This window comes from Methylobacterium sp. P3_A11 (assembly GCF_056403155.1).
Map to the genome: position 1 here is coordinate 19512 of NZ_JBFUGA010000039.1, position 15312 is coordinate 34823.

The following is a 15312-nucleotide window of genomic DNA, read 5'->3' on the forward strand; positions in this document are numbered from 1 at the left end:
GCGATGGCCTCGTCCGACGCCCTGATGGCGCGCTTCCTGGCGCTCCATCCCCGCACGATCGACCTGTCGCTGGGCCGGATCGAGCATCTGCTCGCACGGCTCAACCACCCCGAGCGCCGGTTGCCGCCGGTGATCCACGTCGCCGGCACCAACGGCAAGGGCTCGACCATCGCGTTCATGCGGGCGATCCTTGAGGCGGGCGGGCTGGCGGCGCATGTCTACACCTCGCCCCACCTCGTCCGCTTCCACGAGCGGATCCGCATCGGTGGGATCGGCGGCGGCCACTTCGTCGACGAGGACCGCCTCGCGGACGCGTTCTCGCGCTGCGAGACGGCCAATGCCGGCGAGCCGATCACGATGTTCGAGATCACGACGGCCGCGGCCCTGCTGCTGTTCTCGGAGAGCCCGGCCGACGTGCTGCTGCTCGAGGTCGGCCTCGGCGGGAGGCTCGACGCCACCAACGTCATCGACCGGCCCGCCTGCGCGGTGGTGACGCCGATCGGCCGCGACCACGCCGAGTATCTCGGCGACACGGTCGAGTCGGTCGCGACCGAGAAGGCCGGGATATTCAAGCGCGGCTGTCCGGCGGTGATCGCCGCACAGGATTACGCCGAGGCGGACGCCGTCCTCTGCCGGCGCGCCGAGGCCGTCGGCGCCGGGCCGGTCTTCGTGGGCAACCAGGACTTCTCCGTGCACGAGGAGCGCGGCCGGCTCGTCTATCAGGACGAAACCGACCTGTTCGATCTGCCGCGGCCGCGCCTCGCCGGTCGCCACCAACTGGTCAATGCCGGCACGGCGATCACCGCGCTGCGCGCCGCCGGGTTCGGTGACATCGGCACGGCGGCCCTGGAGCGGGGCCTGACCGAGGTCGATTGGCCGGGACGGTTGCAGCGCCTCGGCCGCGGTCGTCTGGCCGCCCAGCTCGATCCCGGTACCGAGCTGTGGCTCGACGGCGGCCACAACATCGATGGCGGCCGGATCCTCGCGGCCGCCATGGCCGATCTCGGCGAGAAGAGCGACGTGCCGCTCGTGCTGGTGGTCGGCCTGCTCGGCACGAAGGACGCCGACGGCTTCCTGCGCAACTTCGTCGGCCTGGCCCGGGCGCTCGTGGCCGTCCCGATCACCGGAACAATGGCGGCCCGACCGGCCGAGGAGGTCGCGCGAATCGGCGAGAGCGTCGGCCTCTCGACCTACGCGGCGCCAAGCATCGAGGCCGCGCTCGCCCTGGTACGGGACATCGCCTTCGAGCGACCGCCGCGGATCCTGATTTGCGGATCCCTCTACTTGGCCGGCATGGTTCTCGCCGCCAACGACACGCCGCCCGTCTGAGTGCTCCTCAGTCTGGGCGCAACGCGTTGGCCCGCCGTACCTTGCGGCATCACCGCTGGACACTCGGGGGAATTTGGTTTCCGCGTCTGAAACGTCGTCGATTCGCCGCAATTGACCCGACGGAAACACACTTACGGCCACGCTTTCCATCGGCTGTGGCAGCTTAGCTACATCCTCGGTCGGCCCGATCGCATAATTTCCCCCTCGATCGGGCTTTTGCTGGGGATCACAGTAATGAAGACGCTTCTCACCTCTCTCGCGGCGTTCACCGCGCTCACTGCCGCGGCTTCGGCCGCCGACCTGCCGCGCCGCGCTGCGCCGCCGCCGGTGTTCACCCCCGTTCCGGTGTTCACCTGGACCGGTGCCTACTTCGGTATCAACGCTGGCTACGCCTTCGATGCCAGCAGCAACGCCACCCGCGGCTTCGTGCAGACGCCCGGTAACCCGGTCGCTCTCGTGCCGGGCGGTCTCGTCCCCTACCAGGCCCTGCGGCCGAACGGCTCGTCGCTGGTCTACAGCAACGACAGCCGCGAAGGTTTCTCGGGCGGTGGTCAGGTCGGCTACAACTGGCAGCTGACCCCGGGCAACGGCGCCGTGTTCGGCGTCGAGGCCGACGCCCAGTACCTCGACTTCGGCCGTCGCGCCCGCTTCGCCACCAACGCCGTGGCGATCAACCCGGGCTTCGTCCCGGTCAATGGCACGCTCAACACCATCGACTTCTTCGGCACCGTCCGCGGCCGTCTCGGCTACGCCTTCGACCGGACCCTGGTGTACGCCACCGGCGGTTTCGCCTACGCCACCGGCACGGATGACGGCGCCCGCGTCGGCCTGCAGAACTTTGCTGGCCGCCGGAACGACTTCAAGACCGGCTGGACCGTCGGTGGCGGTGTCGAATACGCCCTGCCGACCGACTCGTTCCTGAACTTCTTCCGCTCCTCGGCCGTGACGCTGAAGGTGGAAGGTCTCTACGTGAACCTCGACAACAACAACAACCGCGCCCAGCTGCCGCTGGTCGGCGCCGCCATCTCGCCGGTCGGCCTCGTGCCGGTCTACTCGCTGACCAACGCCAGCCGGAACGAGAACGCCTTCGCCGTCGTCCGCGCCGGCCTGAACTACAAGTTCGGCTCGTACTGAGATCGGACGCGGGATCCCGGGTTTCAGCCCGGGATCCATTAAAAAAACATGGTCTCGAAACCGAGAAAGCCCGGCCTCGCGGCCGGGCTTTCTTTATGTCCGATGCGCGGTTTCCCGAGCGGTCAGGCGGTCTGGGCGCCGATCCAGCGCGACAGGTCGCCCTTCGGCGCGGCGCCGACCTTCTGGTCAACCCGCTCGCCGTTCTTGAACAGGAGCAGCGTCGGGATCGAGCGGATGCCGTACTGAGCGGCGATCTGCGGGTTCTCGTCGACGTTGACCTTGGCGATCTTCACCTTGCCCTGAAGGTCGGTCGCGATCTCCTCGAGCGCCGGGCCGATCTGACGGCACGGGCCGCACCACTCCGCCCAGAAATCCACCACGACGGGCTCGGCGGACTTGAGAACGTCCTGCTCGAAGCTCGCGTCGGTCACTTTCACCGTCGCCATAACGTCACCTTTCGGAAGTCGCCGCCCGTCGGGCGGCGTCGAACGGGCAGGGGCCCGCGCGGTCCGTTCAGAATTGGCAACGGCTCCCCCCCCGGTCAAGAAGTCAGGCCGCAGGGGTGCCGCCGCTGTCAGTCACGTGCTGCGCAATGTGCGTTGGCGCATGTGGATAGAGGCATTCGTCCCGCGGCCCCGTGAGACGCTCCCGTCACGCCTCGATGCCGGCTCGGTCCAGCGCCGCGGCGATATCGTCCGCGCCGAGGACGCGGACCACCGGACCCGACGTCCAGACGAGGATCGGCCGAACCGTGCGGCCCGGATAGATCTGCGCGAGAAGACGCGCGTAGAGCGCGATCTGGCCCGCCTCTGCGGCGGGCAGCGGCGCGTCGGGCTCGGGCGGCCGCCCGGTTTTGAAGTCGGCGAGGCAGACCATATCGGACGTCACCGCGAGGCGATCGACGCGCCCCTGAACCATCCGCTCCGAGCCCGCCGCCCGGACACGACCCGACAGGGCCACCTCCGCGCGGGCATCCCGGGCGAACAGGACGGCCAGCTCAGGGTCCGCGATGATTCGGAGGACCGATCGGACGATCGCGTACGGGGCCGGCCTGGGCAGGCCGGGTGCCCGGGCGCGCACGAAGGTGAGCCCGGCCGCCTCGCGCCGGGCGGGGTCGACCCGGGGCAGATGCTGCAGCAGGGCGTGGATCAGGATTCCGCGCCGTCGGGCCTGCGCGTCCGCGAGACGCGGCGGCGGCACGCGGGTGCCGTCCGCGGCCTGGAGCGCGCCGGACGGGTTCAGGGTCGGCACCTCCGGTTCCGCCGGGACCGGACTGCGCAGCCAATCCGGCTCCGGATCCGGCTCAGCCGCAGTCGCCGCAGTCTCCGCCGAGGGCGTCACCGGCAGGGCGGCGCCGTCCTGCCAGAGCGTTGCCGGTCCATAGGACAGATCGAGGCCCCGACCGGCTCCCAGCGCGGCTTCCAGACCGGCGCGGATCATCCGGCACCAGGCGGCCTCGCTCTCGCGTTCGTGGCCGCGAAAGGGCGCCACGATCAGCCGGTCGGCCGCGCGGGTCATGGCGACGTACAGTAGACGGTTGTGCTCCTGCCGCGCGCGGGCGAGCAACGCTGCGCGCGCCACCTCGGTGGCCGCACAATCCTGAGTCCGCCCTCCGGACCAGACCGGAGGCACTACGGCCTCCGTCGCGGGCAGCGGCAGGAGAGGCGGATCGTTCCGGCCGAGCGGTTCGCACCCGTCGAGGATCACCACCACGGGCGCCTCCAGCCCCTTGGCGCCGTGGACCGTCATCACCCGGACCTCGTCGCGACCCGATTCCAGGTCGCGCTTGACCGTGTGCCCGGCCTCGGCGCCGACGTAGCGGGCCAGGAAGCCGCCGAGGGATGGCGCGTCCTCGCCGGTCTCGGCCTGCGCGGCGGCGGCGAGGAACACGTCGATGGCGTCCCCCGCCTCGCCGCCGAGCCGGGCCACCAGCTTCGCCCGGCCACCCTGCGGACCCAGGAGCCGCGCGTAGAAGCCGAACGGACCGTGGAGGCCCGCCAGGGCGATCCAGCCCGACAGCGCGGCCACGCCGCACGTCGCGGCCGGATCGCCCGCGGCGGCGTGGCGGTGCAGGGCATCCTCGAGGGTTTCGGCGCGGTCGCGGCGGGCGGCGATCCGCACGAGGTCCTCGTCGGTGAGCCCGACCAGGGGCGTCTTGAGGGCGGTGGCGAGGGTCAGGTCGTCGGCCGGCAGGAGCCCGGCCCGGCCCGCGGCGACCAAGTCGGCCACCGCGATGTGGGCGGAGACTTCGAGCCGGTCCTGCCCGGCGACCGGCACGCGGAGCCCCTTCAGCGCACGGATCACCTCCTCGAAGGCGGGTCCGCGCTTCCGGACCAGGATCAGCACGTCCCCGGGACGCCAGATGCGTCCGGTCGCGTCGCCCGTCGTGGTCCAGTTGCGCACCGCCTGTGCCACCCGGCGGGCGGTCACGATCGCCGGGGCGCTGGTCTCGGGCGCGTCGACGGGAGCGGTCCAGGCGTCCGGCTCCGCCGCGGGCTCGGGCTCGGCGATCGGCCACATTTCCACCGCCCCGGGCGCGCCCGGCCGGGCGCTGGCATGGACGGTCGTGCGCACCGTGTCCTCGAAGGACAGGCCCTCGTTGTGCGCCTCAAGGGCGAAGACCGCGTCGACGGCCCGCAGGACGAGGCTGGTCGAGCGGAACGACAGGGTCAGCGGTACGTCCGCGAAGGTCAGTCCGGCCGCGCGGGATTCCGCGATCCAGGACGCGCGGGTGAGGGCGAATTCCCGCGGTTCCGCGCCCTGGAACCCGTAGATCGACTGCTTGGGATCCCCCACCGCGAACCGTGTGCGGCTGCCGACGCGGGCGCCCTCGCCGGCGGCGAATTCCTGGGTGATCGCCCTCAGGATCGCCCATTGCTCCGGATTGGTGTCCTGCGCCTCGTCGACCAGGACATGGTCGATCCCGCGGTCGAGCTTGTACAGGACCCAGCCGGCGCCGACCCGGCCGAGCAGATCCAGCGCCTTGTGGATCAGGTCGTCGAAATCCAGGGCACCGAGGCGGGCCTTCTGCGCCTCGACCCGCCGATGGATCTCGGCCGCGATCTGGAACAGCGCCTGGGTCCGGGCATGGGCTCGGGCGGCGCGCAGGCGGTCGAACAGGGCCTCCAGCCGGTCCCGTTCGACGATCAGGACCTCCTTGGCCTCGGCCGGGACGCTCTTGGTTCCGAGGCTGCTGTCGGCCTTGGGCTCGTCCTTCTGGGTGAAGAACACGGCCCGGTAGAGCGCCAGGGCGTCCGTCCGGTCGGACAGGTCCGCGGCGCGCACCCGCTCGGCTTCGGCGGCCGCCAGGGCATCGGCGAGCTTCTCGTCGTTGGCCTTGCCGGTTCGCAGCGCCGCGATCAGCGCTTCGCGATCCTCAGGGCGGCATCCGGGGCCGCCGTCGAGGATCGCCGTCTCGATCTGCTCGGCGGTCTCGTCGGCGGCGAGACCCAGCGCGCCGTGCAGCCGCGCGAAGGCGCCGTCCAGGCCGGCCGCATCGCCGATGACGCTGCGCGCCCGCATCGCCGATCGGATCGCAGCCCGCAGGGTATCGCCCGTCGCTTCGGGAGTGACCCGCGCGAGGGCGGCGCTGAGGGGCGTGTCGCCGTTCGCGACGGCGTCGGCTAGGACGTTGGCCATCTCGAGATCGAACAGTTCCTGGGCCTTGGTCTCGTCGAGCACCACGAACCGGGCCGGCACGTTCGCCTCGAAGGGGAACATGTGCAGCAGCCGCTCGCATAGGGCGTGCAGGGTCTCGATCTTGAGGCCGCCCGGCGTCTCCACCGCCCGGGCGAAGAGGCGTCGCGCCAGCCGCAGGCGCTCGGCTCCGGCCCGCTCGCCGGTGAGCTCGGCGAGTTCGGCGGAGAGCGTCGCGTCGTCGAGCGTCACCCAGCGCCCGAGCAGGCGGAACACGCGGATCGCCATGTTGGCCGCCGCGGCCTTGGTGAAGGTCAGGCAGAGGATGCGGCCGGGCGGGGCGCCGTCGAGGAGCAGCCTTACCACCCGGTCGGTGAGGACCTTGGTCTTGCCGGCGCCGGCATTGGCCGAGACCCAGGCGGAGGCCCGTGGATCGGCCGCACGGCGCTGGTTGGCGCGGGTGAGGTCGTCGACGACGAAGGGGGCGGGGGCTCGGGAGGTGGCGCTGCTCAACGGTCCGGTCCGGCTCGGCTGCCGGCTCTCTCTACAACAGAAACGGGCCGGCTGGTCCGCCAAGGCGTCACACCGGGCATTGCGGGATTGCCCCGGGCGCGGCGCCGTCCCATGGATGCGGACGATCCCTGCCGCGACACCGAACACGCCCGTGACCCAGCCGACATCCGAGCCGGCGCGCCCGCCGATCCGCTTCCGCGGCCGCTCCTTCATGGCCACCGTCCTGGCGCCGATACCCCCGGTGGCCGACTGGTTCGGCGACCTCGACGCCCTCAACCGCCGCGCCCCGAACTTCTTCGCCGGCCGGCCCGTGATCCTGGACCTGTCCGGATTGCGGCTCACGCGGGAGGATCTCGACGGGCTGCTCGCGGAACTTCAGGCGCGCAACATCGCGGTCCTCGGCATCGAGGGGGCTGCACCGGCGCTCCTGGGTTCCGGAACGCCGCCGGCCCTGTCGGGTGGGCGACCCGCGGGCGAGATCGACACGCCCGGCGACGCCGTCCCGGTCGAGCCGCAGCCCAGGGACACCGCGCGCTCGCTGATCCTGGACGCTCCGGTCCGGTCGGGCCAGACCGTGATGCATCTCGAGGGCGACGTCACCGTGCTGGGGGCCGTGGCCTCCGGTGCCGAGGTCATCGCGGGCGGCTCGATCCATGTCTACGGCGCCCTGCGCGGCCGGGCGATCGCCGGCGCCGCCGGCAACCCGGCCGCGCGGATCTGGTGCCGCCGCTTCGAGCCGGAGCTGGTGGCGATCGACGGCCTCTACCGCGCGGCCGACGACCTCGATCCGGCCTTCCGGGGGCAGGCCGTGGAGGTGCGCCTGTTCGAGGACGCCATCCGGCTCAACCTGTTCGAGCGGGGTTGAAGCCTCCGATACCGGGATCCCGGCAGAATTTGCCGACCGGATCAGAAACTTAACCCTTCGGTAACCATACCCACCGTCAATGGTCCGGTAAGGACTCTTAACGGGCGGACATGAGCGAGACCCACCCCGAGCCGATCGATCCGGAGACCGCCCCCGCGGCGGCTCCTTCCGCGCCCCGGCCGCTCAGCCTGCGCGGACGGGCCTTCAAGGCCCTGGCCCTCTCCCCCGAGCCGCCGCTTCCCGAGTGGCTCGCGGGTCTCGACGCGGCGCTGAAGCGCTCGCCGACCCTGCTGAAAGGCCGGGCCGTCATCCTCGACTGCGCCCAGCTCAAGCCCGAGCCGGACGCCCTTGAAACCTTGATGCGTGAACTCAGGGCGCGCGGCATCGCGGTCCTGGGCATCGAGGGTGCCGACGCGGTCCCCGAAGGTCTGCCGCCGCTCCTGATCAAGGGACATCCGTCCGAGCGGCTCGAGATCCCGAGCGTCCCGGCCGAGCCGGAGCCGCAGGTGGTCACCTCGATCACCGTCGAGGGCTCGGTCCGCTCCGGCCAGAGCGTCATCAACCCCACCGGCGACGTGACCGTGATGGGGTCGGTCTCCTCGGGGGCCGAGATCCTGGCCGGCGGCTCGATCCACGTCTACGGCGCCCTGCGCGGTCGCGCGATCGCTGGAGCCGCGCGCAACCCGCGCGCACGAATCTACTGCCGCAAATTCGAACCCGAGTTGCTTGGGATCGACCGCCTCGTGCGGACGGCGGAGGACATGGGCACGGCCCTGCGCGGCAAGGCCGCCCAGGTCTGGCTCGATGGCGGCAACATCCGAATGGCAAGCCTGGATTAAGGGAGATCGACGCGTGGCAAAGGTTCTCGTCGTCACATCGGGCAAGGGCGGCGTCGGCAAGACGACGACGACCGCGGCCCTCGGAGCGGCCCTGGCCCAGGGCGGGCAGAGCGTGTGCGTCGTCGATTTCGACGTCGGCCTGCGCAACCTCGACCTCGTCATGGGTGCCGAGCGCCGGGTGGTCTACGACCTCATCAACGTGGTCAACGGCGACGCCAAGCTCCCGCAGGCGTTGATCAAGGACAAGCGGCTGGAGACCCTGCACCTTCTGCCGGCCTCGCAGACCCGCGACAAGGACGCGCTCACCGATGAGGGCGTCGCCCGGGTGATGGACGAGCTGCGCGCCAAGTTCGACTGGGTGATCTGCGACTCCCCCGCCGGCATCGAGCGCGGCGCCCAGCTCGCCATGCACCACGCCGACGTGGCGGTGGTCGTGACCAACCCCGAGGTCTCCTCGGTGCGCGACTCCGACCGGATCATCGGCCTCCTCGATTCCAAGACCGCCAAGGCGGAGAAGGGCGAGGACATGGAGAAGCACCTGATCCTCACCCGCTACGACCCGATGCGGGCCGACCGCGGCGACATGCTCAAGACCGAGGACGTGCTCGACATCTTGTCGATCCCGCTGCTCGCGATCATCCCGGAGAGCCAGGAGGTGCTGCGCGCCTCGAACCTGGGCTGTCCGGTGACCCTGAACAACCCGCTCTGCGCCCCGGCGCGGGCCTATGCGGATGCTGCCCGCCGGCTCAAGGGCGAGACCGTGCCGATGAGCCTGCCGGTGGAGCGCAAGTCCTTCCTCGACAAGCTGTTCATGCGGAGGGCGGCGTGAGCATCCTGGGACTGTTCCAGAAGCGCAGCTCCGGCGCGGTCGCCCGCGACCGCCTGCAGCTGATCCTCGCCCACGAGCGCGCGGAGTCGGGTCGCCCCGATCTCGTGATCCAGCTCCGGGAAGAGATCCTGGCGGTGATCGCCAACCACGTCGCGGTCGAGCCCGACAAGGTGAAGGTCACCCTGGAGCGCGGCGAAGGCGTCTCGACCCTCGGCCTCGACATCGAGCTTCCGCTCGGTGCCTCGGCCAAGCTCGATGCCAAGCTGGCGGCCAAGCTCGCCGAGGTCGCGGCCAATAAGGGGTCGGCCAAGCCGGCCTCCACCAAGAAGGCCGCTTGAGCCGGGCGGGGACCGTCCCCGCCGGACTGACGGACTTAGAGCCGCGCCCGGCCAGCCGGGTGCGGCTTTGCCATGTCGGGCCGTCGTCATGCTGCAATCTCGGCTCTCGACCGGGCACGCCGCCGCCCCATGTCGGGATCCTCGGGGGAGGCCGATGAGAGGAGCGCCATGCCGAGCGCAACCACGGACGATGGAATCCGCCTCCATTACGAGGAGAGCGGGCGGGGAACGCCGCTGATCTTCGTCCACGAATTCGCGGGCGATCACCGCAGCTACGAGGCTCAGCTGCGCCATTTCGGCCGCCGCTTCCACGCCGTCGCGTTCAACGCGCGGGGCTACCCGCCGTCGGACGTTCCGGATTCCGTCGCCGCCTACTCGCAGGCGCGCGCCGCCGACGACATCCTGGCCGTCCTCGACCATCTCGGCGCGCCGAAGGCCCATGTCGCCGGCATCTCGATGGGGGCCTTCGCGACCCTGCATTTCGGCCTGCGGCACCCCGACCGCGCCCTGTCGCTGTGCCTCGGCGGCTGCGGCTACGGTGCGGAACCCGAGCGGCAGGCACCGTTCCGCGCCGAGGCCGATGCCACCGCGGCGATGCTCCGTCGCGACGGCATGGCCGCCTTCGCGGTGCGCTACGCCTACGGGCCGACGCGGGTGCAGTTCGAGGTCAAGGATCCGCGCGGCCATGCCGAATTCAAGCGGATGCTCGCCGAGCACTCGGCCCTCGGCTCGGCCAATACTCAGGCCGGCGTTCAGAAGGACCGCCCGTCGCTCTACGATCTCACGGACGTCCTGGGCCGCATGACCGTCCCGACCCTGATCGTCGCGGGCGACGAGGACTGGCCCTGCCTCGCCCCGAGCCTGATGCTGAAGCGGGTGATCCCATCGGCGGCCCTGGCGGTCCTGCCTCATACCGGCCACGCCCTCTCCGTCGAGGAGCCGGATGCCTACAACCGCCTGCTCGACGATTTCCTGGCGCAGGTTGAGAGCGGCCGCTGGCCGATGCGCGATCCCCGGGCGATCTCGGAGACCATCACGGGGATCAAGGGCTGACCGGATCGCGGGGGATCAGCCGGAACAGGGCCGATCGGTCCGGCTGCGTCGTCACCACTGCCTGCGGCAGCACCGGCGCACCCTCGTCGAGCACCAGCCGGAACCGGGCCAGGAGGCGCGCCAGACACAGGACCGCCTCGCTCAGGGCGAACTGGGCGCCGATGCAGACACGCGGGCCGGCCCCGAAGGGCAGGTAGGCGAAGCGCCGCGGCGGCGGCGCCCCCGGCAGGAAGCGCCCCGGATCGAAGGCCTCCGGATCGGACCAGAGCATCCGGTGCCGGTGGAGCACCCAGGGGCTGACCATGACGATGTCGTCGGCCTTCACCGCGTGCCCGGCGACCGAATCGGGACCGAGCGCCCGCCGGACGACCACGAAGGCGGCCGGATACAGGCGCAGCGTCTCGTCGATCACCGCGCGGGTCAAAGGCAGGCGGCCGTCGGTCTGACAGCCGGTGGGATCGGTCAGGTCGGCGGCCCGCGCCTCGGCGGCGACCCGCTCCTGTACCTCCGGGGCGAGGGCCAGCAGGTAGGCCGCCCAGAACAGCGTGCCGGCCGTGGTCTCGTGGCCGGCGAGGATCATGGTTGCGACCTGGTCGCGAAGCTCTTCCGGCGTGAAGGCCGCTCCGGTGTCCGGGTTGCGCGCCGCCGCGAGCAGATCGAGGAGGTCGCGCGAGTGCGGCCTGTCGCGCTCCGTTTCCCGACGCGCCGCGATGATCCGGTCGAGGAACGGGATCCAGCGGCGGCGGAACCGCGCGCGTGACCAGTCGAGCGGCACCGGCCAGCCCGGGGGGATGACGATGTCGAGGAGGTGGGGCCGGCCCATCCGCTCGGCGTATTCGGCGATGAACCGGCGCAACTCCCCGCCGTGCTCGTCCATGCCCACCGAGAACATGGCACGCCCGGCGATCTCGAGGGCGAGCCTGTAGAACGACGAGAACAGGTCCACCGGCCCCGCCGCGGCCTCGGCGGCGATCCGCTCCATCCCGTCGGTCACGGCGGCGGCGATATGGGGCACCAGCCCGTCGATCGCCCGCGGAGTGAAAGCGGGCGCCAGGGTCCGGCGCTGGTGGCGCCAGGCCGAACCCTCGCTGATCAGGAGTCCGTCCCCGAGGATCGGGCGCAGGATGCGGGTCGTTCCGGTGGTGCGGGCGTAGTTCGCCTGATTCTCGACGAGGACCCGCCGGATCGCATCCGGGTCGCTCAGCACGAAGCTCGACCGCCCGAGAAGCCCCCGGCGCGTGACCGGCTCCTCGTAGGCGCGGCGGGGGAAACCCGCCAGCGCGTTATCGCGGATCGAGCGCAGGTAGGCGGTGAGCGGCAGCTCCCGCTCCGGAGGGGCACGGTGCGGCGGCACCACGCGCGGCAGGCCGGCAAGGCTCGGGGTCGTCCGGTCCGGGGTCGCGGTCGCGTCCGAGGGTATGGGCATGTCGCGCCATCCTGTGCCGGAGACGGGTGAGCCTGTAAACCGCGGCCCGCGCGCGGTGCAGGCCGGTCACGCCTACGTCATTCCGCCGCCGTGCGCAGGCGCGTTTCGGAACCCTTCACCGGCAATCGCGTCGGGAACCGGGCGGGATCGGCCTCCGGCGACAGGCTCGCCACGAGGCTCGCCCGGGGGAGGGCGGCCTCCGTCACGTCGAGCAGCGTGTCGACGCCGCGCTCGAGATGTTCGTCCACCCGGTCCACGACGAGAACCTCCGGCTCGCGCAGGATCGCCCGCGCCAGACCGACCCGCACCCGGACGCGCTCGGCGAGCAGCTGGCCCCGGTTGCCGACCTCCTTTTCGAGACCGCGCCGCTGGATCGGCCGCTCCAGGTCGAACTCCCGGAAGACCTCGCGCGCCTCTCGCTGGATCAGCGTCTCGCCGTGCATCCGCGCCGTATCGATCCGGCCGAAGAGCAGGTTGTCGAGCACGGTGCTGCGCGGATTGATCAGATTGGGATCGTAGGATTCGACGTCGCAGCCGTCGTCGCCGTGCATGAAGCCCTGGACCACGCCCCGGGCACCGACGATGCGCTTGGTGAGCGCCTGGTCGAGCAGGCCGAAACGCATCCGCGGCTCCACGTAGGCCAGGGCCAGAGCCAGGAAGGCCGCGCTGTCCGCCTCGCTCAGGCGTCCCTCCGCGGGCAGGCGGGCGAGCCGGCGCAGGTAATCCGGCAAGGCGTCGGGGGTGATCAGAGAGAACCGCCGGAACAGCGGGTGGCCCGGCGGCACGTCGGCGAAGATGTCCTTGAGGTTGCTGGCGATGGCGACGCCCATGCGGTCCAGTTCGTCGAGGAGCTTCACCTTGTCGAGCGCGTCGCGGAACAGGGGAACGCCGGCGAGGCGGCGCGGATCGGTCAGGGACGGATCGCGGGGAACACCGAACAGCAGGTTCTCCGCCACGGTCGCCTGATCGTTGTAGTGACCCCGCGAGAACGGGATCACCAGATCGGCGAGGCCCGCCCGGACGAAATGCTCGCGCAGGTGCTCGCGCGCCGCGATCATGCGCTGGCCCACCGGCGTGTCATGGGCCACCGAGCTGAGGGCGCCGAGCCCGAACCGGTAGAGATCGTCGCCGAGGTCGAGCCGGGCCAGCAGATCGAGCAGGCGCTCGTCGAGGGATCCGGCATCGTGGACGCCGAGCCGCGCGTAGTCGATCCAGGGGTCGTCGACGCTGTCGCAGGGATTGCCGGTCTTCACCGCCTCGTTGATCCGCGCCTTGCTGAGATCGAGGCTGTCCGTGCGCAGCGGCCGCACGCGCAGACCGTAGAGGATGTTGTCGCGCAGCGTCCCGGGGAACAGCACGGGCTGGATGCCCGCGAAGGCGATCCGATACGCGCGGGCCTGCTGCGGCAGGGTCGCCAGGTCGTGCTCGCCGATCCGGAGGGTTCCGCCGGGCGGCGATTGCAGCCCCGCCAGCGCCCGGGCGAATTCCTGCGCGACCGGGCCGGGGGGAACCAGGGCGACGTGCCCGGGCAGACCGACCTCGAGGTCGCCGACCTCGATCGGTGCGCCGCCCTGCGGATCTCGCAGCGACAGGCCCTCGGCCCGAAGGGGGCTGCCGAGGCGCGGCGGCGCGTGCTCGGACTTGTGTTCGGCCGGCCGCAGGCGTTGCGGACCGAAATGCGCCGCCACGGTCTCGTATTTGACCTCGACGTCCAGGCGCTGCTGGTCCCAGTCGATCAGCTCCTTGAGGGGCGGAGGCAGATCGCGATAGGCCGCGAGCACCGCCACCAGCTGCCCGATGTCGAGCTGGCCCTTCAGAGCGAAGTAGCCGCCGATCGCGTAGAACAGGAACGGCGTGACCTGCGCGAGGAGGTTGTTGAGGTACTTCACCGCGAACTTGCGGCGGTAGATCCGGAGGCGCAGGTCGTAGAGCCGGTAGAGCCGGCCGCCGATCTCCGCCCGCTCCCAGCGGCCGGTGTCGTTGAGGACCACGGCCTGCAATCCGTCGAGCACCTCGGCGACGCGCCCGGCGAGGGCGCGGGACGCGATCTGGCGCTGACGGCTGAGGCGGATGATCTCGCGCCGCAGCCGCGGGATCACGATCATCTGCACGCCGACCATGCTGCCGGCCGCGATGCCGAGCCAGATGTTCTGCATCATGATGAAGGCGAGCGCGGTGGCGGCCTGGGTCCCCAGGAACACCGGCACCACGATCGCGTCGCCGATGAACGAGCCGATCGGCTCGACCTCGTCGCGGATGATCGTCGCCGTCTCGGAGGATTTCACCTCCCGCTGCGTCTCCGGCGAGAAGCGCAGCATGAGGGAGAACAGCTGGAATCGCAGCCGGCGCAGCATCCGCTCGCCGAGGATTCCCTTTTGCAGGTTGATCCAGAACTTGAACGCGCCGTTGATCAGGACGAGCGTCAGGAACAGGGTCGAGAGGCTGAGGAGCAGCTCGAACCGGTCGAGCTGAAACCCCTCGAACAGGCGCGTCGCGCCGCCGCCGAGGGCGTCCGGCCATTGGATCGTGAGTTCGAGGAACGGGGCGGTCGCCTCGCCATGCGCGTAGGCCTTGCCGGTGATCGCGTCGTTGACGATGCGCTTCGGCAGGTCGAGGGACGCGAAATAGAACGGCAGCGACGCCAGCACGACCGCGCAGATTTTGAGCTGATCGCTCTTCGAATAGCGCCAGATGTAGGGGAACAGCCGCGGGTCAAGCGCGCGCATCGGACACGCCCGGTGAGAGCCCGATATGGCAAAATCGCTGCCGGCTCGGTGTGCGGCCACGCACGGATCTGAGCGAAAACTCCATCGACCGCTGCGGTCCCATCCGACAAGCCTGTAGACGACCGGCGTTGCGCGCCCCGCCGCCTCGACGCGGCGGTGCGGCCGAGACGCCGGTCCGCACCGTCGTCGCGTCGTCATATAGGACAGGGCGGCTGCGTGGTGGCGTCATCCGTTCACGGATTGCATATTCCCACGGCGATGCGGGGTGTCCTCTTAAAAATGCGGAGGACTCTGCCCCGCACACGAAGGCGGGAGCGCGTACCCGTCCGAAGGCCCAGGTTGTCGAGATCTTGACGATAGCGGCGGCCCAATGACGCGGAATCACCGGCGTCCGGCGGGGTACGGGCCGCACGGCGATCAGGAAGCCTGTCTTCAGGCCAGCCGGTCGCTGCGTGTCGGCGGTGACGCGCGGTTCTGCCCGCTGATCGTGTTCAGCCTCGCTTCGGCAAGGCCGGCAGTGGCTATCTCGCGGGCCGGCGCGGTCCCCGTCCCGCTGTCGGCCGCCGTCCCGACTGTGGCCCTCCGCGCCGCTATTGCCGGCGATGCGGCCCCTGTCGTCCCGCT

Annotated in this window: 11 protein-coding genes; 7 read left to right on the top strand and 4 right to left on the bottom strand. The window is 71.0% G+C overall.

Going from position 1 to position 15312, the window contains the following annotated elements; translation table 11 throughout:
- Positions 1-3 precede the first annotated feature (3 nt).
- Together AC1DXK_RS14035 and AC1DXK_RS14040 are read left to right on the top strand one after the other, a co-directional pair.
- Positions 4-1329: a bifunctional folylpolyglutamate synthase/dihydrofolate synthase gene (locus tag AC1DXK_RS14035; protein ID WP_457104504.1), complete on the top strand. Its 1326-nt coding sequence runs from the start codon at positions 4-6 to the stop codon at positions 1327-1329.
- 234 nt (positions 1330-1563) lie between these two features.
- Positions 1564-2463, top strand: coding sequence for an outer membrane protein (locus tag AC1DXK_RS14040; protein ID WP_457104503.1), 900 nt, complete (start codon positions 1564-1566; stop codon positions 2461-2463).
- Between the two features lie 122 nt (positions 2464-2585).
- Here AC1DXK_RS14040 and trxA read toward each other — a convergent pair whose 3' ends face one another.
- Together trxA and addA are read right to left on the bottom strand one after the other, a co-directional pair.
- Positions 2586-2909, bottom strand: coding sequence for a thioredoxin (trxA, locus tag AC1DXK_RS14045; protein ID WP_010682902.1), 324 nt, complete (start codon positions 2907-2909; stop codon positions 2586-2588).
- 205 nt (positions 2910-3114) lie between these two features.
- Positions 3115-6612, bottom strand: coding sequence for a double-strand break repair helicase AddA (addA, locus tag AC1DXK_RS14050; protein WP_457104502.1), 3498 nt, complete (start codon positions 6610-6612; stop codon positions 3115-3117).
- A 115-nt stretch (positions 6613-6727) separates the two neighbouring features.
- Here addA and minC (AC1DXK_RS14055) point away from each other — a divergent pair, with 115 nt between their 5' ends.
- The 5 genes from minC (AC1DXK_RS14055) (at position 6728) to AC1DXK_RS14075 (ending at position 10536) form a co-directional block, all read left to right on the top strand.
- A complete protein-coding gene (minC, locus tag AC1DXK_RS14055; RefSeq protein ID WP_457104501.1) occupies positions 6728-7477 on the top strand; it encodes a septum site-determining protein MinC in 750 nt (249 codons plus the stop codon).
- A gap of 110 nt (positions 7478-7587) precedes the next feature.
- Positions 7588-8316: a septum site-determining protein MinC gene (gene minC / locus AC1DXK_RS14060; protein ID WP_457104500.1), complete on the top strand. Its 729-nt coding sequence runs from the start codon at positions 7588-7590 to the stop codon at positions 8314-8316.
- 13 nt (positions 8317-8329) lie between these two features.
- On the top strand, positions 8330-9145 hold the full coding sequence (gene minD, locus AC1DXK_RS14065; protein WP_149311042.1) for a septum site-determining protein MinD: 816 nt from the start codon (positions 8330-8332) through the stop codon (positions 9143-9145).
- Positions 9142-9483, top strand: coding sequence for a cell division topological specificity factor MinE (gene minE, locus AC1DXK_RS14070; RefSeq protein WP_457104499.1), 342 nt, complete (start codon positions 9142-9144; stop codon positions 9481-9483). Before minD ends, minE begins: the two co-directional genes overlap by 4 nt.
- Positions 9484-9651: 168 nt before the next feature.
- Positions 9652-10536 carry an alpha/beta fold hydrolase gene (locus AC1DXK_RS14075; protein ID WP_457104498.1) on the top strand — a complete coding sequence of 295 codons (885 nt, stop codon included), beginning with the start codon at positions 9652-9654 and terminating at the stop codon, positions 10534-10536.
- On the opposite strand, the gene AC1DXK_RS14080 is transcribed toward AC1DXK_RS14075, so the two are convergent.
- The gene (locus tag AC1DXK_RS14080) at positions 10526-11962 is read right to left on the bottom strand and encodes a cytochrome P450 (protein ID WP_477298086.1); all 1437 of its coding nucleotides are present in this window, start codon (positions 11960-11962) and stop codon (positions 10526-10528) included. The two genes, AC1DXK_RS14075 and AC1DXK_RS14080, sit on opposite strands and share 11 nt — an antisense overlap.
- 77 nt (positions 11963-12039) lie before the next feature.
- Positions 12040-14688, bottom strand: a complete 2649-nt coding sequence (locus tag AC1DXK_RS14085) for an ABC transporter transmembrane domain-containing protein (RefSeq protein WP_457104496.1) — start codon at positions 14686-14688, stop codon at positions 12040-12042.
- Between the last annotated feature and the right edge of the window lie 624 nt (positions 14689-15312).